The sequence below is a fragment of the Lentzea sp. NBC_00516 genome, from assembly GCF_036346835.1.
Classification (GTDB): domain Bacteria; phylum Actinomycetota; class Actinomycetes; order Mycobacteriales; family Pseudonocardiaceae; genus Lentzea; species Lentzea sokolovensis.
Map to the genome: position 1 here is coordinate 5,888,848 of NZ_CP107840.1, position 23,116 is coordinate 5,911,963.

General features: G+C 69.1%; 26 protein-coding genes. 12 read left to right on the forward strand and 14 right to left on the reverse strand.

Translation table 11 applies throughout. The annotated features are described in order from the left end of the window. Nucleotides 1-7: 7 nt before the first annotated feature. Nucleotides 8-1,048, reverse strand: coding sequence for an NAD(P)-dependent alcohol dehydrogenase (locus OG205_RS26280; protein ID WP_402909205.1), 1,041 nt, complete (start codon nt 1,046-1,048; stop codon nt 8-10). Nucleotides 1,049-1,191: 143 nt separating this feature from the next. Between OG205_RS26280 and OG205_RS26285 the strand changes: the two genes are divergently transcribed. Beyond that, a complete protein-coding gene (locus OG205_RS26285; protein ID WP_330270725.1) occupies nt 1,192-2,070 on the forward strand; it encodes a helix-turn-helix domain-containing protein in 879 nt (292 codons plus the stop codon). Then, complete coding sequence (locus tag OG205_RS26290; protein WP_319977958.1) at nt 2,067-2,360, forward strand: SelT/SelW/SelH family protein; 294 nt, start codon at nt 2,067-2,069, stop codon at nt 2,358-2,360. Before OG205_RS26285 ends, OG205_RS26290 begins: the two co-directional genes overlap by 4 nt. Here OG205_RS26290 and OG205_RS26295 read toward each other — a convergent pair. Beyond that, nucleotides 2,346-2,882, reverse strand: a complete 537-nt coding sequence (locus OG205_RS26295) for a hypothetical protein (protein WP_330270726.1) — start codon at nt 2,880-2,882, stop codon at nt 2,346-2,348. The two genes, OG205_RS26290 and OG205_RS26295, sit on opposite strands and share 15 nt — an antisense overlap. A gap of 133 nt (nt 2,883-3,015) precedes the next feature. On the opposite strand from OG205_RS26295, the gene OG205_RS26300 reads away from it, so the two are divergent. Beyond that, on the forward strand, nt 3,016-3,537 hold the full coding sequence (locus OG205_RS26300) for a hypothetical protein (protein ID WP_330270727.1): 522 nt from the start codon (nt 3,016-3,018) through the stop codon (nt 3,535-3,537). Here OG205_RS26300 and OG205_RS26305 read toward each other — a convergent pair whose 3' ends face one another. The 4 genes from OG205_RS26305 to OG205_RS26320 are packed head-to-tail and all read right to left on the reverse strand — an operon-like array spanning nt 3,538 to nt 6,971. Further along, nucleotides 3,538-4,491 carry a glycine betaine ABC transporter substrate-binding protein gene (locus OG205_RS26305; protein ID WP_330270728.1) on the reverse strand — a complete coding sequence of 318 codons (954 nt, stop codon included), beginning with the start codon at nt 4,489-4,491 and terminating at the stop codon, nt 3,538-3,540. Then, entirely contained in the window at nt 4,488-5,222 is a 735-nt protein-coding gene (locus OG205_RS26310; protein ID WP_330270729.1) for an ABC transporter permease, read from the reverse strand. Before OG205_RS26310 ends, OG205_RS26305 begins: the two co-directional genes overlap by 4 nt. Then, nucleotides 5,219-6,331 (reverse strand): ABC transporter ATP-binding protein, encoded by a 1,113-nt coding sequence (locus tag OG205_RS26315; protein ID WP_330270730.1) that lies wholly within the window; start codon nt 6,329-6,331, stop codon nt 5,219-5,221. Before OG205_RS26315 ends, OG205_RS26310 begins: the two co-directional genes overlap by 4 nt. Next, nucleotides 6,324-6,971 carry an ABC transporter permease gene (locus OG205_RS26320; protein ID WP_093599265.1) on the reverse strand — a complete coding sequence of 216 codons (648 nt, stop codon included), beginning with the start codon at nt 6,969-6,971 and terminating at the stop codon, nt 6,324-6,326. Before OG205_RS26320 ends, OG205_RS26315 begins: the two co-directional genes overlap by 8 nt. 253 nt (nt 6,972-7,224) lie before the next feature. On the opposite strand from OG205_RS26320, the gene OG205_RS26325 reads away from it, so the two are divergent. Genes OG205_RS26325 through OG205_RS26340 form a run of 4 tightly spaced genes read left to right on the forward strand, consistent with a single transcriptional unit; the run spans nt 7,225 to nt 12,862 of the window. Next, nucleotides 7,225-11,088 (forward strand): amino acid adenylation domain-containing protein, encoded by a 3,864-nt coding sequence (locus OG205_RS26325; protein ID WP_330270731.1) that lies wholly within the window; start codon nt 7,225-7,227, stop codon nt 11,086-11,088. Nucleotides 11,089-11,098: 10 nt separating this feature from the next. Beyond that, nucleotides 11,099-11,323, forward strand: coding sequence for a tautomerase family protein (locus tag OG205_RS26330; RefSeq protein ID WP_330270732.1), 225 nt, complete (start codon nt 11,099-11,101; stop codon nt 11,321-11,323). 7 nt (nt 11,324-11,330) lie between these two features. Beyond that, complete coding sequence (locus OG205_RS26335) at nt 11,331-12,203, forward strand: pseudouridine-5'-phosphate glycosidase (protein ID WP_330270733.1); 873 nt, start codon at nt 11,331-11,333, stop codon at nt 12,201-12,203. After that, complete coding sequence (locus OG205_RS26340) at nt 12,200-12,862, forward strand: HAD family hydrolase (protein WP_330270734.1); 663 nt, start codon at nt 12,200-12,202, stop codon at nt 12,860-12,862. Before OG205_RS26335 ends, OG205_RS26340 begins: the two co-directional genes overlap by 4 nt. A gap of 1 nt (nt 12,863) precedes the next feature. Here the strand turns inward: OG205_RS26340 and OG205_RS26345 are convergent, their stop codons facing one another. The 3 genes from OG205_RS26345 to OG205_RS26355 all read right to left on the reverse strand — a co-directional run bounded on the left by OG205_RS26345 (nt 12,864) and on the right by OG205_RS26355 (nt 16,601). Beyond that, nucleotides 12,864-13,436 carry a dihydrofolate reductase family protein gene (locus tag OG205_RS26345; protein ID WP_330270735.1) on the reverse strand — a complete coding sequence of 191 codons (573 nt, stop codon included), beginning with the start codon at nt 13,434-13,436 and terminating at the stop codon, nt 12,864-12,866. A gap of 172 nt (nt 13,437-13,608) precedes the next feature. Continuing rightward, nucleotides 13,609-16,350 (reverse strand): ATP-binding protein, encoded by a 2,742-nt coding sequence (locus OG205_RS26350; protein WP_330270736.1) that lies wholly within the window; start codon nt 16,348-16,350, stop codon nt 13,609-13,611. Nucleotides 16,351-16,400: 50 nt separating this feature from the next. Beyond that, nucleotides 16,401-16,601 carry a hypothetical protein gene (locus OG205_RS26355; RefSeq protein WP_330270737.1) on the reverse strand — a complete coding sequence of 67 codons (201 nt, stop codon included), beginning with the start codon at nt 16,599-16,601 and terminating at the stop codon, nt 16,401-16,403. Between the two features lie 103 nt (nt 16,602-16,704). On the opposite strand from OG205_RS26355, the gene OG205_RS26360 reads away from it, so the two are divergent. Together OG205_RS26360 and OG205_RS26365 are read left to right on the forward strand one after the other, a co-directional pair. Then, entirely contained in the window at nt 16,705-17,244 is a 540-nt protein-coding gene (locus OG205_RS26360; protein ID WP_330270738.1) for a TetR/AcrR family transcriptional regulator, read from the forward strand. 49 nt (nt 17,245-17,293) lie between these two features. Next, the gene (locus OG205_RS26365) at nt 17,294-17,509 is read left to right on the forward strand and encodes a hypothetical protein (RefSeq protein ID WP_330270739.1); all 216 of its coding nucleotides are present in this window, start codon (nt 17,294-17,296) and stop codon (nt 17,507-17,509) included. Here OG205_RS26365 and OG205_RS26370 read toward each other — a convergent pair. Beyond that, the gene (locus tag OG205_RS26370; RefSeq protein ID WP_330270740.1) at nt 17,506-18,246 is read right to left on the reverse strand and encodes a hypothetical protein; all 741 of its coding nucleotides are present in this window, start codon (nt 18,244-18,246) and stop codon (nt 17,506-17,508) included. The two genes, OG205_RS26365 and OG205_RS26370, sit on opposite strands and share 4 nt — an antisense overlap. A gap of 87 nt (nt 18,247-18,333) precedes the next feature. Here OG205_RS26370 and OG205_RS26375 point away from each other — a divergent pair, with 87 nt between their 5' ends. The 3 genes from OG205_RS26375 (at nt 18,334) to OG205_RS26385 (ending at nt 19,783) form a co-directional block, all read left to right on the forward strand. Beyond that, nucleotides 18,334-18,693 carry a hypothetical protein gene (locus tag OG205_RS26375; protein WP_330270741.1) on the forward strand — a complete coding sequence of 120 codons (360 nt, stop codon included), beginning with the start codon at nt 18,334-18,336 and terminating at the stop codon, nt 18,691-18,693. Nucleotides 18,694-18,699: 6 nt separating this feature from the next. Beyond that, nucleotides 18,700-19,065 carry a MerR family transcriptional regulator gene (locus OG205_RS26380; protein WP_330270742.1) on the forward strand — a complete coding sequence of 122 codons (366 nt, stop codon included), beginning with the start codon at nt 18,700-18,702 and terminating at the stop codon, nt 19,063-19,065. A 79-nt stretch (nt 19,066-19,144) separates the two neighbouring features. After that, nucleotides 19,145-19,783: a DNA alkylation repair protein gene (locus OG205_RS26385; protein ID WP_330278232.1), complete on the forward strand. Its 639-nt coding sequence runs from the start codon at nt 19,145-19,147 to the stop codon at nt 19,781-19,783. Here the strand turns inward: OG205_RS26385 and OG205_RS26390 are convergent. Genes OG205_RS26390 through OG205_RS26405 form a run of 4 tightly spaced genes read right to left on the reverse strand, consistent with a single transcriptional unit; the run spans nt 19,780 to nt 23,088 of the window. Then, nucleotides 19,780-20,382, reverse strand: coding sequence for a response regulator transcription factor (locus OG205_RS26390; protein ID WP_330270743.1), 603 nt, complete (start codon nt 20,380-20,382; stop codon nt 19,780-19,782). The genes OG205_RS26385 and OG205_RS26390 overlap by 4 nt on opposite strands. Further along, nucleotides 20,379-21,443 (reverse strand): sensor histidine kinase, encoded by a 1,065-nt coding sequence (locus tag OG205_RS26395; RefSeq protein WP_330270744.1) that lies wholly within the window; start codon nt 21,441-21,443, stop codon nt 20,379-20,381. Before OG205_RS26395 ends, OG205_RS26390 begins: the two co-directional genes overlap by 4 nt. Continuing rightward, complete coding sequence (locus OG205_RS26400) at nt 21,440-22,201, reverse strand: ABC transporter permease (protein ID WP_330270745.1); 762 nt, start codon at nt 22,199-22,201, stop codon at nt 21,440-21,442. Before OG205_RS26400 ends, OG205_RS26395 begins: the two co-directional genes overlap by 4 nt. Next, nucleotides 22,198-23,088, reverse strand: coding sequence for an ABC transporter ATP-binding protein (locus tag OG205_RS26405; RefSeq protein WP_330270746.1), 891 nt, complete (start codon nt 23,086-23,088; stop codon nt 22,198-22,200). The genes OG205_RS26400 and OG205_RS26405 overlap by 4 nt, the downstream gene beginning before the upstream one ends. Nucleotides 23,089-23,116 lie beyond the last annotated feature (28 nt).

Genomic DNA, 23,116 nt, shown 5'->3' on the forward strand with positions numbered 1-23,116 from the left:
GCGGTCCTCAGATCGTGGCGGTGTCGATCACGAACCGGTACCGCACGTCGCTCGACTGCACCCGCTCGTAGGCGGTGTTGATCTCGTCGGCGTTGATCAGCTCGATCTCGGCGCCCAGGCCGTGCTCGGCGCAGAAGTCCAGCATCTCCTGGGTCTCCGCGATGCCGCCGATCATCGACCCCGCGAGCGTCTTGCGACCGCCGAGCAGCCCGAACAGGTTGATCGAGACGGGCTCCTCCGGCGCGCCGACGTTCACCAGGGCGCCATCGGTCTTGAGCAACCCGAGGTAGGCGGTGAAGTCCAGCGGCGCGGACACCGTCGAGACGATCACGTCGAACTTGCCGGCCAGCTCGGTGAACGTGGCCGGGTCGCTGGTGGCGCGGTAGTCCTGGGCGCCGAGCTTGAGCCCGTCGTCCTTCTTGCGCAACGACTGCGACAGCACGGTGACCTCGGCGCCGAGCGCGGCCGCGATCTTGACGCCCATGTGGCCGAGCCCACCCAGGCCGACGACGGCGACCTTCTTGCCCGGTGCGACGCCCCAGTGCTTGAGCGGCGAGTAGAGCGTGATGCCCGCGCACAGCAGCGGCGCGGCCACGTCGAGCGGGAGCGCGTCCGGGATGCGCACGACGTAGTTCTCGTCGACCACGATCTGCTGCGAGTAGCCGCCGTAGGTGACGTCGCCGCGGCGGTCGATGCCGTTGTAGGTCATGGTGTTGCCGTTCGCGCAGTACTGCTCCAGCCCGCGCAGGCAGAACTCGCACTCACGGCACGAGTCGACCATGCAGCCGACGCCGACCCGGTCGCCGACGGCGTGGCGTGTGACCTCGGAACCGACCTCGACGACCACGCCGGCGATCTCGTGGCCGGGGACCATCGGGAAGATGCCCTGGCCCCAGCCCTCGTCGACCTGGTGGATGTCGGAGTGGCAGATGCCGGCGAACTTGATGTCGATCAGGACGTCGTGCGCGCCGACCGCGCGACGTTCGATGGTGGTGCGCTCCAGCGGTGCCTTGGGTGCTGGAGCGGCGTAGGCAGCGACGGTGCTCATCAGGTTTTCTCCTCGTTGTCGTGTCGAGGACGACACTGCCGGGGTTCCGAGGAGCTACCCAGACACCTGGTTTTCGTACGTCTGCCGTGCCTACCACCAGCAGTAGCAGGCACGGTTCGCCCAGGCCGGGGATACTCGAGGGCATGGACGTAGACCCGCGCACCGAGCTGAGCGAGTTCCTGCGCAGCCGCCGGGCGCGGCTGTCCCCCGACGACGTCGGACTGCCCCGATACGGCCGCACCCGCCGTGTCCCGGGCCTGCGCCGTGAGGAACTGGCGCAGCTCGCGGGCGTCTCCGTGGCGTACTACACACGGCTTGAGCAGGGCAACGGCCGCAACGTCTCGGACGAGGTGCTGGACGCGATCGCAGGCGCGTTGCGGCTCAACGATGCCGAACACACGCACCTGCGCAACCTCGCCGCCTGCCCGTACGACAACAAGAAGCAGAAGAAGGTGGGGCGCAGCAACGTCCGCCCGGCGCTGAGGTACCTGCTCGACAACATCAACGTGCCCGCGTACATCGGCGGACGGCGCTGCGAGGTGCTCGCGTGGAACCCGATGGCGGCGGCGTTGTTCGGCGACTGGGGCGAACTGGAGCCGCGTGACCGGAACTGGGCGCGGTTCATCTTCCTCCGGCCCTCCTACCAGGAGCTCTTCGTCAACTGGGAGAGCAAGGCCTCCGACGTCGTGGCGTTCCTGCGGATGGACGCGGGCTGCTACCCGAACGACCCCGAGCTGACCGCCCTGATCGGCGAGCTGTCGGTGAAGAGCGAGCTGTTCCGGCAGCTCTGGGCAAGGCACGACGTCAAGGAGAAGTCCTTCGGCACCAAGGCGATTCGCCACCCGCTCGTCGGCGAGATGACGCTGTCGTACGAGACGCTGCGGATGCCCAGCGAGCCCGACCTCTTCCTGACCACCTACCACGCGGAGCCGAGCACGCCGTCCGCCGAGGCACTGCAGCTGCTGGCCAGCTGGGGCAGGGACGCGACCCGCTCCGGGGAGTCTGTTAAGAATCGGACATGAGGACACCGCGTCTGGAGATCGAGTACTGCACCCAGTGCCGGTGGCTGTTGCGCGCCGGGTGGACCGCGCAGGAGCTGCTGACCACGTTCACCGCGGAACTGGGCGAGGTCGCGCTGATCCCCGGTACCGGAGGCGTGTTCGACGTGCGGCTCGACGGCGAGACCCTGTGGTCGCGGAAGGTTCAGGAGGGCTTCCCGGACCTCGCCGTGCTCAAGCAGCTCGTGCGCGACCGGGTGGCACCGGAACGCTCGCTGGGCCACACCGACCGCAAGAACTCAGCCGACGCCTGAGGACAGTCGCGCGTTCTCCGCGGCCTGCGTGACAGTGCTGCCGACACCGCTGAACCAGACGGTCGGCTTCGTGCAGCCGCCCTGGACCTCGTAACCGCCGGAGACGGCGCGCACGCCGTTGTGCGAGCAGTACCGGCCGGGCGCGATCTCCTTGAGCAGCCTGGCTTCCCGCGCCGCGTCCGTCAGCGTGGTGCCGAAGGCGTTGACGAACGAGGTCGGTTTCGCGCACGACATCTTGACCTCGAACCCGCCTGCCGCCGTCCGGCTCAGGTCGCCGCTGCAGAACGGCCCGCCGTTGCTCTGGAACTGCCTCAGCAGCAACGCTTCCCGGTTCGCGTCGCCGGTCGTGCTGCCGTACCCGTCGATGAACGCGGTCGGACTGGAACAGGACACCTTGGCGACGTAGCCGCCCGGAGTGGTCCGCGTCGAGTCGACCGAACACGGTCCAGCCGCACTCGCCGGTCCCACCGCGACCACCATGCCGCTCACGGCCAGTAAGACACCTAACAGGGTTGCTCGCATTCGCTTCTCCCCCTTCGGTTTCCCCACAACCTCCCGCGCTGGACCGGCAACGTCAATCGGGCAAAACGCCTGCCGCGCTGGGCCTTCTGCGAATTCCCTGCGGCCTGGCCTCACGGCTCGTATGGTGGCTGCCGTGCATCCGAACCAGGGTTGGCAGGCGCAGCAGCCGCAGGGACACGGCCAGGGTTACGGCCCGGCCCCCGGCTGGGGCCAGCCGTTGCGGCCGAGCGTCGCGCCCGCGTTCCTCGCGGGTGGGCTGTGGCTGCTCGTCGCGGTGCTGTGCTTCGTGCTGGCAGGGCTGAACTCCGCCGACGGCAAGGGCATCCGGCAGACCCCGGAGGCCGCCGTCGCGTTGCTGGGACTGGCGTTCGGGCGCGGCTTCATCGCCAACGGCGACCCGGCGATCGTCGCCACCTACGTCGCGGGCGGTGTGGTGCTGCTGTTCGCCGCGCTGGTGATCGCCCGGCTCGGGTTCGCGCGCTGGGTCCTGGCCGGACTCGGGTTCCTCGTGGTCGCCTACTACGTCTTCGCCGTCGTGCGGCTGACCATCAACCACGGTGGCACGCTGATCATCGTGCCGGGCATCGCGCTGATGCTGTGGCTCGCCGCGGCGATGGTCTCGGTGCTGCCTCCGGTCGGACGGGCGATGCGCTGATCAGTCCGTCCTGATGAACCCCTTCGACACCATCCAGTCGCGCGCCACCTCGCCCGCGTCCCTGCCCTCCACGTCGACCTGACGGCACAGCTCGATCATCTGGTCGTTGGTCAGCGCGGCGCTCACCTTCTCCAGCGGGCCGCGGATCTGCGGGTACCGCGCGAGGAACTCGGCGCGCACGGTCGGTGCGACGTTGTACTGCGGGAAGGCCTTCTTGTCGTCCTCCAGCACTCGGAGCTTCTGCGCGGCGATGCGGCCGTCGGTCGTGAACACCTCGCCGACCGGGCAGGTGCCGCCCGCGACGGCCGAGTAGATCGTGCCGATGCCGAAGTTCTTCACCTCGGTCGTCGGGAACCCGTAGGTGCGTTGCGCGGCCGGGAAACCGTCCTGGCGGCTGGTGAACTCGGTCTCCAGGCAGAACACCGCCTGGTCCGGGTTCTGGGTGAGGAACGCGGCCAGGTCGGAGGTGGTCTTGAGGCCGTGCTGCTCGCCGTAGGCCTCGGTGACCGCGAACGCGTACTGGTCGTTGAGCGGCGAGTAGGCGAGCCACTCGACGCCGTACTTCTCCAGGTCGGCCTTCTTGGTGGCGTCGTACTGTGCTTGTTCGCCGCCGGGCACCGGGAGTTCGTTCCCCTGGTAGTTGATCCAGCCGGTGCCGGTGTACTCCCAGGTGACGTCGACCTCGCCGTTGAGCAGCGCCTGCCGGGCGGTCTGCGAGCCCTTCAGGTCGGTCAGGTCGATCACGTCGGCGCCGGCCGCGGACAACGCCATCTCGGCCAGGTAGGCGAGCAGGATGTTCTCGGTGAAGTCCTTGGACCCCACGGTGATCTCGACGCCCTGAAGCGACTGCTCGGGCTGGATCGAGCCCGGCAGCACCTTGTAGGGCAACGCGCTGTTGACGTCCAGACCGCAGCCGGCCAAGCACAGCACCAGAACGAGCAGAAGCCTTTTCACCGAACCCCCTTGGGGCCGAACCACTGCTCGATCACCGCGCCGGCCCAGTCGACCAGCAGCGCGAGTCCCGCCGCCAGCACCGAGCCGGTCACCAGGACCTTCATCAGGTTCAGCTTGTAGCCGGCGTCGATCAGCAACCCGAACCCGCCCGCGTTGACGAACAGGCCGAACGTGGCCGTGCCGACCGCGAGCACCAGCGCGGTGCGCAGACCGGCCAGGATCAGCGGAACGGCCAGCGGGAGCTCGACGCGCCACAGCACGCCCGACGCGGACATGCCGATGCCCCGACCGGCGTCCACAAGGGACGGATCGACCTGCTGGATGCCGACGATCGTGTTGCGCAGCACCGGAAGAAGCGAGTAGAACGCGAGCGGCAACGCGGCCACCCACAGCCCACCGGAAGCACCGGTGACCAGGAACCACAGCACCAGCACGCCCAGCGCGGGCGCGGCCTGGCCGACGTTCGCGACCGCCAGGAACACCGGTGCGAGCCAGCGCGCCCACGGCCTGGTCGCGACGATGCCCGCCGGCACCGCGACCACCACCACGATCGCGGTCACCACGACCGTCATCGCCAGGTGGTCGCGCAGAGCCGTCAGCAACGACGACGCGTTGAGCGTGCCCCTCTCGGTCGCCGTCAGCTCGCCGGAGAACACCCACAGCAGCACGCCGCCGACGACCAGCAGCACGAAGGCGGGTTGCGCCCAGAACCGGATCCGGTCGGCCGTCATGCGTTCGCCCGCAGCTGTTGCACGACCTCGGTGACGGTAGCGAGGTCGAGCGTGCCGACGTACTCGCCACGACCACCCGTGACGACCGCGCGGCCGCCCTCGGTGAGCATCGCCTCCAGCGCGTCCCGCAGCGTCGACTGCAACGACACCGAGTCCTGCACCGGCTGCCCGATCTGGGCGAGTGACGTCGCACGCTTCAGTTCGTTCGCGCGCACCCACCGCAACGGCCGGTCGCGCTGGTCGAGCACCAGCAGGAACTTCTCGCCGCCCAGCTCCACGGTGGACGGATCGGCGTCGGAACGGGCGGTCACCGCCTGACCCAGTTCGACATCGCGCACCCTCATGAGCGTCAGCGCCTTCAGCGACGCACCTGCTCCGACGAACCCGGCCACCGTGTCGTCCGCCGGGTTGGCCAGGATCGCGTCGGGCGTGTCGTACTGCAGGATCGTGGACCGGTCGCCCAGCACGGCGATCTTGTCGCCGAGCTTCACGGCCTCGTCGAAGTCGTGCGTGACGAACACGATCGTCTTGTGGAGCTCGTTCTGCAGCCGCAGCAGCTCGTCCTGCAGGTGCCCGCGGGTGATCGGGTCGACCGCGCCGAACGGTTCGTCCATCAGCAGCACCGGCGGATCGGCGGCCAACGCGCGCGCGACGCCGACCCGTTGCTGCTGGCCACCGGAAAGCTGCCGGGGAAAGCGCGAGGAGAACTCGCCGGGGTCGAGCCCGACGAGGTCCATCATCTCGTCGACGCGGTCCGCGGTCTTCTTCTTGTCCCAGCCGAGCAGCCCCGGCACGATCCCGATGTTCTGCGCCACCGTGAAGTGCGGGAACAGCCCTGCCTGCTGGATCGCGTAGCCGACGCGCCGGCGCAGGTCGTCCGGGTCGATCTTCAGCGCGTCCTCACCGCCGATCGTGATCGTGCCGGACGTCGGCTCGATCAACCGGTTGATCATCCGCATGGTCGTGGTCTTGCCGCAGCCGGACGGCCCGACGAACACCACGATCTGCCCGGCGGGCACGACCATCGAGAAGTCGTCGACCGCGGCCGCCTTCTGCCCCGGATACCGCTTGGTGACGTGGTCGAGCCGGATCTCGATGCCTTCAGCCACGGACGCCCCTCGACACGGTGAAACGGTTGACCAGCACGTACACGCCGTCGAGCAGCAGGGCGAGGATCACCACGCCGATCGTTCCGGTGAGGGCCTGGTTCATCGAGTTCGCACTGCCCGCGTTCGCGAGCCCGGAGAACACCTCAGACCCCAGACCCGGCCCTTTCGCATAGGCCGCGATCACGGCGATCCCCATCAGCATCTGCGTGGCGACCCGCATTCCCGCGAGAATCGCGGGCCACGCCAAACGCAACTCAACGCGCGCGAGTACCCCGAATCTGCTCATCCCAATCCCTCTTGCGGCATCACTCACAGCCGGATCCACTCCGGCCAGTCCAACCACCGTGTTGCGAACTATTGGCAACAAGGCGTAAAGCACCAATGCGACGACCGTGGTGTTCGCGCCCAGTCCGAACACCGGAATCAGCAACGCCAGCAGCGCGAACGACGGAATGGTCAGAATCGTGCTCGCCAACGCCGTGGCCAGCGCGGATCCGGCCGGGCTGCGATAGACCGCGACCCCGATCGCCACACCGAGCACAGTCGCCAGGACTGTGCACTGCACAACGGCACTGACGTGCAGAAACGCTTGCAAAGACAGCCGATCCCAACGATCGGCCACGTACTGCAGAACATTCATCCTCGCGGCCCCGCCCTCGAAGTTGGCATCTACCCAACACCACTGTGGACGGTGGGGCAACCATTCGCCACCGAACCACGCGTCTCAATGGGCGGGAATCCGTTGCCGTTCAAGGCGGTTCTGGTAGACCTCCTCGGCTGGTCACCAGGCAGATCGCTCCAGTGGGTTTCGAGCCGTTACTCATACGTTCTTCAACTAACCAAGAACGCGCTCGCACCACTCTTGCCTGTCGACCGCTTGGGGGATTTCTGAGATGTCGCACGAAGCTGAAGTGGACGGCGGCTGCCTCCCGGACCTGCTGCGCAAGCAGGTGGAGGAACACCCCGATCGCACGGCCGTCGTCTTCGGCGAACAAAGCATCACCTACGGCGAACTCTTCGAGCAGAGTTCCGCGCTCGCCACGCATCTGCGCCGCCTCGGCATCAGCGAGGACGACTGCGTCGGCATGTTCGTCGAACCCTCGCTCGACCTCGTGGTCGGCGCCTGGGGAATCCTCTGCGGCGGGGGCGCCTATCTGCCGTTGAGCCCGGAGTACCCGGAGGAGCGGCTCCGGTACATGATCGAGGACTCGCGCACGAAGGTCGTCGTGACGCAGCCCGCGCTGAAGCAGCGCCTGGCCGAACTCGCGCCCAGCACAACGAGAATCGTCACGCTCGACGACTGCGACGAGGCGTTCGACGACGGCTTCTCCCCCGCCCACGACAGCCTCGCGTACATCATCTACACCTCGGGCAGCACCGGCAGGCCCAAGGGCGTGATGATCGAGCACCGCAGCATCGTCAACCAGATGCTGTGGCTGCACGACACCCACGCCATCGACGGCACGAAGCGCGTGGTGCAGAAGACGCCGATGAGCTTCGACGCGGCGCAGTGGGAGATCCTGGCCCCCGCGGTCGGCAGCACCGTGGTGATGGGCCGTCCCGGCATCTACCGCGACCCCGAGATGCTGATCGGCACCATGCGCGAGCACGGCGTCACCACGCTGCAGTGCGTGCCGACGCTGTTGCAGGCGTTGATCGACACCGAGGAGTTCCACACCGTCACGTCGCTGAAGCAGGTCTTCAGCGGTGGCGAGGCGTTGTCCCGCACGCTCGCCCAGGCGTTCGTCGCGGACATGCCGAACGTCGCGCTCATCAACGTCTACGGCCCGACGGAGACGACGATCAACTCGTCGTCGCACGTGGTCGATCCCGCCGAACTCGCCGAGGCGCCGAAGTCCATCTCGATCGGCCTGCCTGTCGCGAACACGACGTACCTGGTGCTGAACGACAACCGCGACATGGTCACGCCGGGCGAGATCGGCGAGCTCTACATCGGCGGCGTCCAGGTCGCCCGCGGCTACCTGCACCAGCCGGAGCTGACCGAGGAACGGTTCGTGGACGGCATGTTCCGCACCGGTGACCTCGTGACGCAGAACCTCGACGGCACCGTGCAGTTCGCCGGACGCGCGGACAGCCAGGTCAAGCTGCGCGGCTACCGGGTCGAGCTGGACGAGATCCGGCTCGCGATCGAGACGCACGACTGGGTGCGCAACGCCGCGGTGATCGTCAAGGAGGACGAGCGCACCGGGTTCCAGAACCTGATCGCGTGCGTGGAGCTGAACCCCAAGGAAGCCGCCCTGATGGACCAGGGCAACTCCGGCTCGCACCACCAGTCGAAGTCCAGCCGCCTGCAGGTCCGCGCGCAGCTGTCGAACCCCGGCGTGCGCGACGACCTCAGCGACCGGCAGAGCTTCGAACTGCCCGGCGAGGAGGCGAGCTGCCTGCAGCGCAAGGTCGTCTTCTCCCGCAAGTCCTACCGCTTCTACGAGGGCGGCCAGGTCACCGACGCCGACCTGCGGCGGTTGCTGGAGCGCAAGCCGATCGGCGCCGGCTCCAAGGACCCGAAGGCCATCCACTTCGGCGAACTGGGCGAGATCCTGCGCTACTTCGGCGCGCACTTCAGCGACCAGCGGCTGCTGCCGAAGTACGGCTACGCGTCACCGGGCTCGCTCTACGCGACCCAGCTCCACCTGGAACTGCACCACATCGCGGGACTGCCGAGCGGGTTGTACTACTACCACCCGCTGCGCCACCAGCTCGTGCTGATCTCGTCGCTGCCGGAAAGCTATGAAGCGCAGGCGAAACTGCACTTCATCGGACGCAAGGCAGCGATCGAGTCGGTGTACCTCAACAACATCCAGGAGGTCCTGGAGATCGAGACCGGCCACATGGTCGGGCTCTTCGAGGAGGTCCTGCCCGGCTACGGACTCGACATCACGGCCGCCGCGCACACCCCGGAGACCAAGGAACTGCTGGACGTCGCCGACGAGGACTACTACCTCGGCACGTTCGAGCTGAGCGCCTACACCGGCATCCGCGAGGACGAGGTCGACGTCTACGTCCAGACGCACCCCGGCCGGGTCACGAACCTTCCCGGTGGCCAGTACCGGTTCGCCGACGGCGAGTTCGAGCGCGTGTCCGACGACCTGGTGCTGCGCAAGCACGTCATCGCCATCAACCAGGCGGTGTACGAGCGCGCGAGCTTCGGCATCAGCGCCATCGGCCGTTCCACGGAGCTGTGGCGGCGCTACATCGACCTCGGCCGGACGATGCACCGCTTGTCCGCCAACGATGTCGACCTCGGCTTCATGTCGTCGGGCTACAGCTCGAAGACGAACAACGACCTCCCGTCGGCCAAGCGCATCTGCGACGTCCTGAAGGCCGCCGGCCGGCAGGACGGGCCGTCGTACTTCTTCCTGGGCGGCAAGGTCTCCTACGACCAGCGCCGCAGCCCCGGCATGAAGGAGGACGTCGTCCACATGAAGGGCCCGGCAGAGCTGATCCGGGACGACCTGGTCAACTTCCTGCCGGACTACATGATCCCGAACAAGGTCGTGGTGCTGGACGCGTTGCCGGTCACCGCGAACGGCAAGATCGACGTCAAGGCCCTGGAGAAGTCGGACAAGACCAACGTCGACGACCAGGACCGGCCGTTCGTCGCGCCGCGCACCATCACCGAACGCCGCATCAGCGAGATGTGGAAGAAGCTGATGAAGCGCGAGACCGTCTCGACGCACGACGACTTCTTCGAGACCGGCGGCAACTCGTTGATCGCGGTGGGCCTGGTCAACCGCATCAACAAGGACTTCGGCACCTCCCTGCCGTTGCAGGTGCTGTTCGAGTCGCCGACCATCGAGCAGCTCTCGCGACGCGTCGACGGCCTGCACGAGGGACCGATCTCGCGGCTGGTCCCGTTGCAGCCCAACGGAGACGCGGTGCCGGTGTTCTGCTGGCCCGGCCTGGGCGGCTACCCGATGAACCTGCGCACGCTCGCAAGTCGTTCGGAGCGCCCGTTCTACGGCGTGCAGGCGCACGGCATCAACGAGGGCGAGACGCCGTACAGCACGATCCGCGAGATGGCCGCGGCCGACATCGAGGCCATCAAGGAGGTGCAGCCGGAGGGCCCGTACACGTTGTGGGGCTACTCCTTCGGCGCGCGGGTCGCGTTCGAGACGGCCTACCAGCTGGAGCAGGCGGGCGAGGAGATCGCGAACCTGTACCTGATCGCGCCGGGGTCGCCGAAGGTGCGCTCGGAACGGGACAGCGACGAGGCGTCCTACGACAACAGCGCGTTCGTGACGATCCTGTTCTCGGTCTTCGCGGGCAGCATCACCGACGCGCGGCTGGACCGGTGCCTGGAGGTCGCGAAGGACGACGACAGCTTCGCGGCTTTCATCAGCGGCGAGTTCCGCGACCTCGACAGCGAGCTCGTGCGGCGGATCATCAGGATCGTCACCGAGACGTTCTCCTTCAAGTACACCTTCAGCGAGCTGGCCGAGCGCACGATCACCGCGCCTCTCACGATCTTCAAGGCGCGCGGCGACGACTACTCGTTCATCGAGGGCAGCGAGGGCTTCTCGGTCACCGATCCGGTGATCGTCGAGCTGGAGGCCGACCACTACAGCCTGCTGCGCGAGCCCGACATCGACGAGCTGCTGGCGTCGATGCAGCAGAACGCCACCGTGCGCGAGGAAGTGGCGGCGGTGCCGGTGCTGCTGTCCGACGAGCAGATGGCCGAACTGATCGCGGCCGTCACCAAGGCGGTCACCCTCGCCATCGCGGGAGGCCAGTCGTGAGGAGGTCGCGGTGCCGCACGTGAACATCAAGCACTTCCCCGCCCCGCTCAACGAGGAGCAGACGTCCGAGCTGGTCTCGGCCATCACCGAGGCGGTGACACGAGCGTTCGGCTGCGACGAGGGCGTCGTGTCGATCGCCGTGGAACCGGTCGACCCGCAGGCGTGGCAGGACCAGGTCTACGCGCCGGAGATCTTGGAACGCAAGGAGTTCCTGCGCAAGACCCCGAGCTACTGAGGTGCCGATGAACATTCCCCTGGTGTACGGCGAGGAAGTGGCCGAGGCGATCACGGCGGGGCAGCCCGTCGTGGCACTGGAGTCGGGCGTGCTCAGGTCCGGCCCGGACAGCGCCGAGACCGCGCGCCTGATCGAGGACGCGGTGCGGGCGAGCGGGTCGGTGCCCGCCACGATCGGCATCGACAAGGGTCGGATCCTCGTCGGCCTCTCGGAGACCGACATCGAGCGATTCGCTTCCACACCAGGTGTTCCGCGGGTCGGCAGCCGTGACCTTCCGGTCGTGCTGGCCCGCGGGACGATGGGCGCGACGACCGTCACGTCCTCGTTGATCGCGGCCGAGCTGGCGGGGCTGAAGTTCCTGTCCGCGGCCGAGATCGGTGGTGTGCACCGCGACGCGCGCCGCGTCTCGCCGGATCTGGTCCAGTTCACCCGGTCCCGGGTCGCGGTGGTCTGCGCGGGCGCCAGGAGCACCCTCGACCTCGGCCTCACCCTGGAGTTCCTGGAGACGCACGGCGTTCCGGTCGTCGCCTACCGGTCGGACGACTTCCCCGCGTTCTACTGCGTGTCCAGCGGACTGCGCGGTCCGCACCGCGTCGACGACCCGGCCGTGCTCGCCAGGGCGATCGAGAGCCACTGGGCCCTCGGCGGCCCCGGCTCGTTCCTCGTCACCACACCGACCAAGCCCGCGGACGCCATCGACAGCGCCGAGATCGAGTCGGTGATCACCTCCGTGCTCGCCGCGGGAACGAAGTACCTCGAGCGTGCCGTAGACCGCGCGACGGAGGGGCGTTCCGCGAAGGCGACCATGGCGGTGCTGATCAACACCGCCGAGGTCGCCGGGGAGCTCGCCGCCGCCCACGCGAAGGAGTTCTCCTCGTGAACCGTTGCGCGATCTTCGATCTGGACGGCACGCTGGTCGACTCCCCGCGCGGGATCGTCACGACGTTCGCCGCGGTGTTCGTCCAGCTCGATCTGCCCACAGTGGACTCCGCGACCATCCGCGGCACGATCGGGCTGCCGCTGCCCTCGGCGTTCGCGAAGGTTCTCGGGCTGCCCGAGGACGAACCGGTGGTCGCCCGATGCGTCGAGGTCTACCAGTCGACGTTTCGCAAGATCGTGCTGCCGATGGCGACGCAGCTGGTGTTCCCCGGCGTGTACGACGGGCTGCAGGCGTTGCGGGAGGACGGTTTCCGGCTCGCCGTCGCGACGAGCAAGTTCATCGTGAACGCCGAGGCGCTGCTCACCGCGGCCGGTCTGCGCGAGGAGTTCTCCGTCGTCGTCGGCGCGGACCAGGTCGCGAAACCCAAGCCCGACCCGGAGTCCGGCCTCCTCGTGCTGCGCAAGCTCGGCGTGGCACCGGGGAACGCGGTCATGGTCGGGGACACCACGCACGACATCCACATGGCGCACGGTGCCGGGATGTCGTCCGTCGGCGTGACCTACGGCGTGCACAGCGTCGACCAGCTGCTCAGCGCGAACCCGACCTGGCTGGTCGACTCGTTCACCGGAGTCGTGGCCGCGGTGCGAGAGTGCACCTGATTCAGCGCACGACGTCGTAGACCAGCTTCTGGATGCCGTTCGAGTACGACTCGCTCTCCACGACCTTGAGCATCTGCTTGTCCTTGTCGGACTCGCTGAACAGCCGCTTGCCCGCGCCGAGCAGCACCGGGAACACCAGCAGGTGGTAGCGGTCGATCAGGCCCGCGTCGGAGAGGGCGCGGTTCAGCGTCGCGCTGCCGTGCAGCGAGATCGGGCCGCCCTCGGTCTCCTTGAGCGCGGCGACGTCGTCCAGCGACCGCAGGATCGTGATGTCGCCCCAGTTGTCGACCAGCTGGTCCTCCTTCAGCGTGCTGGACACGACGTACTTCGGCATCGCGTTGTACTGCGGGAAGTAGTCGAGCGTCGGCCACACCGGGGCGAACGCCTCGTAGCTGACGCGGCCCATCATCATGGCCGCGGCTTCTTCCTGCTCACGACCCTTGATCTCGTAGGCGGCCTCGTCGAACTCGATGTCCTTGAAGGTCCAGCCGGCGCTGCGGTGACCGGGTTCGCCGCCCGGTGCCTCGACGACGCCGTCGAGGGAGACGAAGGCGGTGGCGATCAGGGTGCGCATCTGGTTCTCCTCGGTGTTCGCGCTTGCTCTCATCAGTGCGTCGAACGGGAGATGCCCGGTATCGACATCTCGCGCCAAGGAAGTTTCCGGCATGAGTGCCGGCGGCGCTGAACACCCCACCGAGTCCAGCGCCGCCGGCCAGGTGAGGGAGTCTTCCCGGCGGCGGCCCGGCTCACATGGGTACAGAGCCCCCAATTAGCGGCCGGGCGTAGGCGATGAGGTCGGCGCGGCTCTGCCGGCCGGTTCGGGCCTTGAGGCTCGCGACGTGGCGTTCGACCGTTCGGGGGGACAGGAACAGCCGTTCGGCTATCTCGGCGTTCCCGAACCGGTCCACGACCAGGCGCAGCACCTCGTACTCGCGGACGGTGACACCGGCTTTGCGCAGGTCGGCGGGCACGGTGTCGTGGTCACGGCGGCGGCGTTGCCGAGGCGCTCCGGCCTCGCGCAGCACGGCCCGGCAGGCGGCGGCGACGGCGGGCACACCGGACCGGTGGAAGTGCTCCTCGGCCTCGCGCAGCCATTCCAGCGGCTCGCCCCAGCCGTCCGCCAGCGCGCTCGGGCCCGCCAGCCGCAGGCCCAGGTAGCGCGGCAGGCCGAGGCCGGTGCTCAGGTCCAGCGCTTCGGCAGCGGCGGCGTCGGCTTGGGCGATCTCTCCTTCGCGGCCCAGCAGGATCGCACGGCTCCACGCGAAGTACGTGCGGTGCAGCCGGACCTGGGACAGGTGCGACTCGGCCAGCCGTTCGTGCTCCCGCCAGCCCGCGAGGCCGTGCGCGACCCGCACCAGCAACCGCGGGCCCTGGTAGAAGGTGCCGCGGAGGATGCGCGGTTCCGTAACGGCCTTCTCCAACTCGTCGAACTCGGCCAACGCGCGGTCGTACCGCTCCTCCATCAACGCGCAGACCGCCGAGCTGTACGCCCAGATCTCCTCGGACCCGCCGTGGTCACGCAACCGGGCCAGTGCCCTGTCGGTCGCCTTGCGGTCGCCGTGCATGGCCGCGATGCCGGCCTCGATCGCGACGGCCAGCGCCTTCAACGCGTGCAGGCCCAGCTTCTCGGCGGCCTCTCCAGCACTCGCCCCGTACCTCGCGGACTCCTCGTAGTCACCGCGCACCAGGTAGGTGGCGCCCAGGTGCAGATCGGCGGCGATCAGGATCACGATCGCACCGGTGTCGGACGCGGCCTGGCGGGCGGCCAGCAGCGTGTCGACGCCGGCCGTCAGGTACTTGTCGGTGATCCCCAGCTCCAGCAACGCCCGCAGCCGCCACGCCGCCAGTCCGTGCTGCTCGGCGACCTGCAGCCAGCGCTGGACGTGCTGGCGGGCCTCGGCGAGGTCCTGCCCCCTGGTGCAGCGGGTGAGCACTTCGAGGGCTTCGCAGACGATCTCCGGCGTGCCCGTGGCGGCGGCGCGTTCGGCCAGGGCACGGGCTTTGGGCAGGAGGTCGAGCTGGTTGAGCCCGAGCAGAAGTGCCGCCTTGACGACGTCGACGGACGCGCAGGTCTCCTTGGCCGTCGCGAGCAGGTCGAGGCCGCGTTCCCACTGGCCGGCGACGGCGGCGACCCTGGCCTGCGCGAGACGGACGGCGGCACGGCGTTCGGGCTGGGCGTGCGCCGCGGTCAGGGCCTGCTGAAGTCGCTCTCCCAGCGCGAAGGCCCTGGCTCCGTCGTCGGCGGGGACGACGACCGCGGCCAGCGGCAGGACCAGGGCGAGCGCGTCGAGCAGGTCCGCGGTGAGGTCAGGGTCGCCGGTCAGGGCCTGGCCGCGTTCGAGCAACTCGACGGCGGTGCCGAACCGGCCGAGCGCGGCGGCGTGCTTCCCGGCCCGCACCAGGCATCCCACGGCCTTCGCGGTCTCGCCGCCCGCCTCCCACAGCTCGGCGATGAGCTCCAACTCGCTGGGACGCAACGCTTCCGTGGCTCTCGCGGCTCTTCTGGCGAGTGTCGCCCGCGCGGTCGGCGTCATCCGGCCGGTGATCGCGTCGGCGGTCAGCGAGTGCCGGAACTGGTGGCCGTGGACGAGCTGCGCGCGTTCGGCGTCCTGCCACAGCTCGTCCGTGCTGTTCGCGACGGCCGTGACGACGTCGAGAGGGAACGTCCGCCCGAAGATCGCGGCGGCTTCGAGCAACGCGACGCACTCCGGTCCAAGGGCGTCGACCCGCCGCAACGTGGCCGCCGCGACCGTCGGCGGCACGGCCCGCGGGTCGCCGTTGATCAGCTCCTCGACGACGAACGGCACGCCGTCGGAGACCTTGACCAGCTGCGCCAGAACGTCGTCCCGCGCGGGTTCGCCCAGACAGTGTCGGGCGAGTTCGGCCACCTCTTCGTCGGTCAGCCCGGAGAGCCGCACCGTCCCGGCGACCCGGCGCGCGGTGGCCTCGTCCGCCAGCCGGTGCGCGCCATCGGGATGAGGCCGCAGCGTCGCGACGATCAGGACGGGTTCGTCCGCGAGGTTGTCGAGCAGGTAGTCGACGACGGCCAGGGTCTCGCCGTCCGCGTCGTGCAGATCCTCCAGCACCAGAAGGGTTTTCTCGGCCGTGAGCAACCGCAGGACGGCCTCGGCCCTCACCACGGCCGGATCGGGAACGCCGGCGGGCGCGTCCGGCGTCATCCGCAGCAGCACGGGCAGATAGGCGCCGAGCTGCTTCTCGTCCGGTGCGTCGGCCTTGCGAAAAGCCGACAGGACCGCCTCGCACAGCGCCCGCAGCGGCACCGCCCTGCTCGCCCGTCCCCGGAGCACGCGAAACCCGCGGCCCGAAGCGTGCCCGGCGATCTCGGACGCCAGCCGCGACTTGCCGATTCCGGGCTCCCCCACCAGGAACATCGCGCCGCCGCGACGGTGCTCGGCCCTGGTCACCGCGGCCCGCAGTGCTGAGGTCTCCTCGACCCGGCCCACCAGCACCGGGGACTGGAACTGCATGGCGCACGACAGTACTAGCTCCTCAACCAGCGCTAGCTCTTCAACCAGCACTAGCTCTTCAACCAGTCCCAGCCGAACCTGCGGACCACGAGAACCAGGCCCAGCAGCGCCATCACCGCGTACGCCGTGACGCGCAGCGCGTCCGGCATCTCCACGTAGTTCAACGCGAACCAGCTCTTCGAGCCACCGGTCAGGTTGTTGATCAACCCGCCGCCACCCTGCACGAGCAACACCAGTGCGATCAGCTCCACAGCTCCCCCTGATGAATACGAACGTATTGATTTGATGCTCGACGGTAGCCGCGATCCGACATGTGGTCAAATCAATGCGAACGTCTCGAAAAGAGGGAGCCGAGTGAAGCCTGCACGAGGCAGGGGCGCCGCCCACGACGAACGGCGCGGCGCGATCCTGGAGGCGGTGTTCGCGATCGTCGACACCGAGGGCACCCATCAGGTCAGCATCCGCCGCGTGGCCGAGCAGGCGGGCGTGTCCGTGGGCCGCGTCCAGCACTACTTCCCCAGCAAGGACGACCTGCTCACGGCCGCGTTCACCGCGATCAACGACCGCGGCACCGCCCGCGTCCAGGCCCGGCTCTCCGAGTCGTCACCGGCCGAGGCACTGCTGACCGAACTCATCCCCGCGACCGACGAAGACCGCCGGCTGTTCCGCGTCGCGCAGGCGTTCGAGACGCACGCCCTCACGAATCCGGAGCTGGCCGGGCGACTCCGCCAGGGCTATGACGAGCTGATCGCCGTGCTGACGGCGATGGTCGGCGACGCGGCGAAGAAGCTCCTCGCCCTGGCGCTGGGGCTCGCAAGCCTGACCCTGACCGGCAACCTCACCCCCGAGGAGGCCCGCGCGATCGTCCGGTCAGGAATCGAGAAGCGCGGCTGAGCCCACGCTTCTACCGTGGTCCTCAACAGCAATCGGGAGGACCGCGAAAATGGCCGGCAGCAAGGGAATCCGTCAGTTCCACCGCGTGGTGAGCATGGTCTTCATGGCCACCGTCGTGTTCACGGCCGTCGCACTGACCGTGGACAACTCGGTGGTGTGGGTGTCGTACGTGCCGCTGCTGCCGTTGTTCGTCCTGATGGGAACGGGCGTCTACATGTGGTTCCTGCCGCAGATCGCCCGCCGCCGCGCCCAACGGGCGGCCTAGTCGCTGAGCCTGTTCTGAAGGTGCGTGAGGGTGGCGTTGAGCGCCACCCCGTACACCGCGATCCGGCACGCCAGCCGCCACAGCGTCGCGTCCGTCGGCGCCACGGCCAGACTGATCACGAACTCCCGCACGAGCCGCCGGGTCTGCGCGACCAGCACCCCAACGCTCTCGGTGATCTCCCCGAACGCCGCCGACACCGAACTGAGCCCGCGGATCGCGTCGATGTTGTGGCCCATCAACCGCAGATGCTCCTCGGCGCCGCTCCACTCGGGAACGTCCTGGTCGAGGAAGTCCTCGAGCTCGTCGGCCATGTCCTGCTGCTCGGCCGCGATGTTGTACCAGGTCATCGCATGTGCGGCGACGACGTCCGGCAACCCGGTGAGCTCGTCCAGCACGTCCCGCATCGGCCCGATCAGCTCCATCGCCGCCCGCGCCGAGTCCTCGACCGGCGCGACCAGTGAAGGCACGGCGGCCTCCCGCACGGGGTCGGGACAAGGCGGCCGCACGCCGTAGAGGTCGTACAACCCGGCCACGATCAGACGCAGGTTCTCCTCGACGTAGGAGACCAGCTCGTCCTGCCGGGCGTGCTTCTCCAGGACGGGGTGGATGATCCACCGGCACAACCGCCCGTACACGGTCTCGTCGCCGACGACGACCGCGCTGGCCTGGTGCACGGCCGCGAACCGCACGCGCACGGCCTCGATCTGGCCGGCGTGGCGGACGATCTGGCCGGTCACGCGACTCCTTCGGTTCGACAACCACTCGCAACGGTAGTGGGAACGGACTTGACCTTGCACCACGGTGCAGGGCGCATCGTGAGCGGCATGACCCAAGATCACGTGACCCGCTGGGGCAAAGCCGGCGCACTGTACGACCTCGTGGCGAGCATCGCGTTCGTCACGCCCTGGACCGGCGCGCTGGTGCTCGACCTCCTCGGCACACCCCACACCGAGGAAACGCTCCTGTTCTCCACGCTGTTCGGCACGGTCGTGGTGATGTGGTCGATCGTCCGCTGGCTGCGCCCAGAACCGTTGCTGATCGCCGCCGACACCGCGGGGCGCGCTCTGTTCAGCCTCTGGTTCGCGTGGGCGTTGTGGAACGGGCACACCCCGGCGCTGGCCGGGTTCCTGGTGCTGGAGCTGTTCTGGGGCGCGGCCCAGCTGCGCGCGCTGGTGCGGAGGTAGCGTCCGGTGGTGCGCATATCCGAACTGGCCCGCGCCGCCGGGGTGGGCATCAGCACCGTGCGGTTCTACGAGCGCCGCGGCCTCGTCGTGCCCACCGCCCGCACCCACGGCGGCTACCGCCACTACGACCGGGATGCGTTGAAGCGGCTGAAGTTCATCCGCCGCGCGGCACGGCTCGGCTTCACGCTCACCGAGGTCGAGCAGCTCCTCTCCGCCTCCACTACGCCCGACGTCGGTGACGTGATCACCGGCAAGGTCGCCGAGATCGAGGAACGGCTGCGCGACCTCGACCGGGTGCGACTGGCGTTGCTGGACGTCGCGGAGAACGGCGTCCAGGACCAGTGCCCGGTGGTGGCGGCGTTGAGCGACTGAGCGGCCTTTCGGCTCGTAGGCTGTCGGGCATCGGTGGCGAACGGGAGGTCGAGCGGTGGCAGAGACGGTGACCGGGCTGATGGCCGAACTGGCCGCGCTCGACGACCCCAAAGCGCGCGCGGTGAACGAGAAGCACGGCGACGACCACGGCGTGAACCTCGGCAAGCTCCGCGCGATCGCGAAGCGCCTCAAGACCCAGCAGGACCTCTCGCTCGAACTGTGGGCGACGGGCGACACCGCGGCCCGGCTGCTGGCCCTGCTGATCTGCCGCCCCAAGGCGTTCTCGCGCGACCGGCTCGACACCATGCTGCGCGAGGCCAAGCGCCCCAAGGTGCACGACTGGCTCGTGAACTACGTCGTGAAGAAGGGCCCGCACACCGAGGAACTGCGCGTGCTGTGGTTCGACGACCCGGACCCGGTGGTCGCGAGCGCGGGCTGGGCGCTGACCGTCGACCGCGTGGCGAAGCAGCCGGAGGGCCTGGACCTCGACGGTCTGCTCGACGTCATCGAGAAGGACATGAAGGACGCCCCGGAACGGCTGCAGTGGGCGATGAACCACTGCCTGGCTCAGATCGGGATCGAGCACCCGTCACTGCGCGCCCGTGCGATCGAGATCGGCGAACGCCTGGAGGTCCTCAGGGACTACCCGACGCCGGCGGGCTGCACGTCGCCGTTCGCTCCGATCTGGATCAACGAAATGGTGCAGCGCAAGAACTAGAGCCAGCCGCGTTCGCGGGCGGTGTTCGCCGCCTCGGAACGGTTGCGCGCGCCCAGTTTCGCCATCGCGGTCGACAGGTAGTTGCGGACCGTGCCCTCGGCGAGGTTCAGCCGGGCCGCGATGTCGGCGTTGCTCGCGCCGGTCGTGACCTCGTGCAGCAGCTCGCGTTCGCGCGGTGTCAACGGATCGGCGCTGTCCCACGCGGCCATCGCGAGCTCGGCGGCCACGACGCGTTCGCCGGCGTGCACCCGACGCAGTGCCGAGACCAGGTCGGCGATCGGCGCGTCCTTCAGCACGTACCCCGCGACGCCCGCGTCCATCGCGCGCCGCAGGTACCCGCTGCGGGCGAACGTCGTGATGATCAGGACGCGCGTCGGGTCGCCTCGGGAGCTCAGTTCCTGGGCGACGTCCAGCCCCGTGCGGCCCGGCATCTCGATGTCGGTCAGCAGCACGTCGGGACGGTGTTCCGCCACGGCCGCAATGGCTTCGTCGCCGTCCCCCGCGGTCGCGACGACCGTGACGTCGGGCTGCAGGTCGAGCAACTGGGCGAACGCGCCGCGCACCATCGCCTGGTCCTCCGCCAGCACCACCCTGATCACGTGGCCACCTTCAGCGGAACGGCGATGGTGACGGTGGTGCCGGCCGCGGCGGTGCGTGCGACCAGGCCGCCGAGCGCGGCGATCCGTTCGCGCATGCCCGTCAACCCGTTGCCCTCCGGCGCGTGCCCGCCGATGCCGTCGTCGGCGATCACCAGCCGCAGTTCGCCTTCGCGGGCCTCGACACCGATGTGGCACGTCCTGGCCCGCGCGTGCCGGGCCACGTTCGTCACGGCCTCCCGCAGCGCGAGCGCCAGTTCGTGCTCGGTCGAGCCGACGATCACCAGTCCGGGATCCCTGCGCACGACGACCTCGACGCCGAGGCTCGCCAACGCGGTGCGCGCCGCCTCCAGTTCGGTCTCGAGCGACGCGCTGCGCCAGCCGGTGACGGCGTCGCGGATCTCACCCAGCGCCGCGCGGGCGGTGCGTTCGATCTCGGCCGCTTCCTCCTGCGCCCGCGCGGGATCCGCGGCGACCAGCTGGGCGCGCAGGACGATCGCGGTCAGCGTGTGGCCGAGCAGGTCGTGCAGGTCACGGGCGATGCGCTCACGTTCGGCGATGGTGGCGAGGTGCTCGATCCGCGCGGTGCGGATGCGCAGGTCGGATCCCTCGCGGTCCCGTTCGGACCACTCGACCTGCACGATGCCGATCACCCACAGGAAGATCAGCGACGGCAGCAGCGCCCACAGCCGGTACGGCATCTCGACGACCGACACCACGCCGAACACGCAGATCAACGCGGTCAGGCCGACGAACCACCGCATCGCCACCCGACGTGACTCCGCGAGGCCAGCGAACGCCCCCGCGTAGACGAAGAGCACGGCGGCGCCGGCGTTGAACGGCGTCGTCAACGCACCGAGCACCACCGTCGGCACGAGGCACCACCAGCGCACCCGGTCCGGCCGCCGCCACGCCAGCACGTACATCGGGACGAAGGCCACGGCGACGACGGCGACGAGCGCCCAGTCCACCCAGTCCGTGGCCGGGTCGAAGATCGGTGCCCACAGCAGGTTCCCCAGGTAGATCAGGTGCAACCAGCGGGAGATCCCAGCGACTTTTCTCATGACCGCGCATGACGATACGACACGGCCGCGAGCACCGCAGCCACGATCGCCGTGCCCAGCAACACCAGCACATGCGTCAGCACGGGACCGCCGGTGAGCTGCGCGCGAGCGAGTTGTGACAGGTGGTAGGTCGGCAGGAACTGCGCCACGTCACGGAAGAACGCGGGCATGATGTCGAGCGGCATCCACAGTCCGGACACGACGGCGGACGGGATGAGGATCGCGTTGAGCACGGCGGCCGCGGCACCCGAGCCGACCTGGAACCCGATCGCGAGGCTCAGCAACGCGAACGGCAGAGCCCCGACCACCAGCACGCCCAGAACCCTGAGCAGCGCGGGCAACGGCGCGTTCAACGCACCCGTTACGGCCGCCGTCGCCGTCATCGCGACCAGCACCCCCGCCGCGTAAGGCAGTGCCGCCACCACCTTCGCCGCCAGCGTCACGCCGATCGGCACCGCGGACACCTGCTTCGCCCGCAGCCAGCCGCGTTCCCGGTCGGCCGCGACGCCGATGCCGGGGTTCATCAGCACGACCGAGATCACGCCGAACGCGCCGAACGTGGCGATCATCGTGGTGCCGGAGGACAGCCCGCCGTCGCTGAACTTCCCGAACAGCGACACGAAGAGCGCGAAGAACGCCACCGGCATGACGATGGAGAAGAACAACGCGGCGGGTTCGCGGACGATACCCCTTAGCTCGTCCGCGAGCTCGACACCGAAGACCTTCCCGGCACTGTGCCCGGAAATGTGCACCGTCACGCCGCACCCCTCTCGATCAGACCGGCCACTGCCTCTTCCAGCCCGGCGCCCTCGACCCGCAGGTCGGTCAGGCCGGGGTCCTCTGCGAGCAGCACTCGCAGCAACGCTTCCGGCGCACGCGTGCCGAGGTGGACGTGCTCGCCGTCGTTGCGCAGCGACACGACACCGGGCAGCGCTTGGAGCCGCTCCAAGCTGAGACCCGTCCGGGCGATGACCGTGCGGTCGGGCAGCCGCGCGACCAGTTCGTCCGGCGTGCCCTCGGCGAGCACGCGGCCGTGGTCGAGCACGACGACGCGGTCGGCGACGGCCGAGGACTCCTCGATGATGTGCGTGGTGAGCAGCACGCCGGTCCCGCGCTCACGCCGTTCGGCCAGGATCTGCCAGAACCGCTTGCGGGCGGGCACGTCCAGGCCCGCCGTCGGCTCGTCCAGCACCAGCAACAGCGGATCGCCGACCAGCGCCATCGCGAGCTGCAGCCGTTGCTTCTGACCGCCCGACAACTTGGCCGCTCGCCGTCCAGCCAGGTCGGTCAGGTCGAGTTCGGCCATCACCGGCCCGGCCGCCGACCGGGGCTTGCCCGCCCGCACCGCGGCCCCCGTGACCAGCTCGGACACCTTCAGGGTGTTCGGGAAACCGAGCGACTGCTGCACCACCCCGAGGTGCCGCCGGGTCGCCGCGACCCGCGGATCTCCGCCGCGCACGCGCACCGACCCCGCCTTGGCGGGCAGCAGCCCGATCACCTGGTTGACCAGCGTCGTCTTGCCCGCTCCGTTCGGCCCGAGCAGCGCCACACACTCCCCCGCGCCGACGTCGAGATCAACGCCGTCCAACGCTCGCGTGGCACCGTAGTCGTGCCTCGCGCCCCGTACTTCGAGCACCGTTTCCATGGCGTTGAGCCTGGTCGGCCGGGGCCCG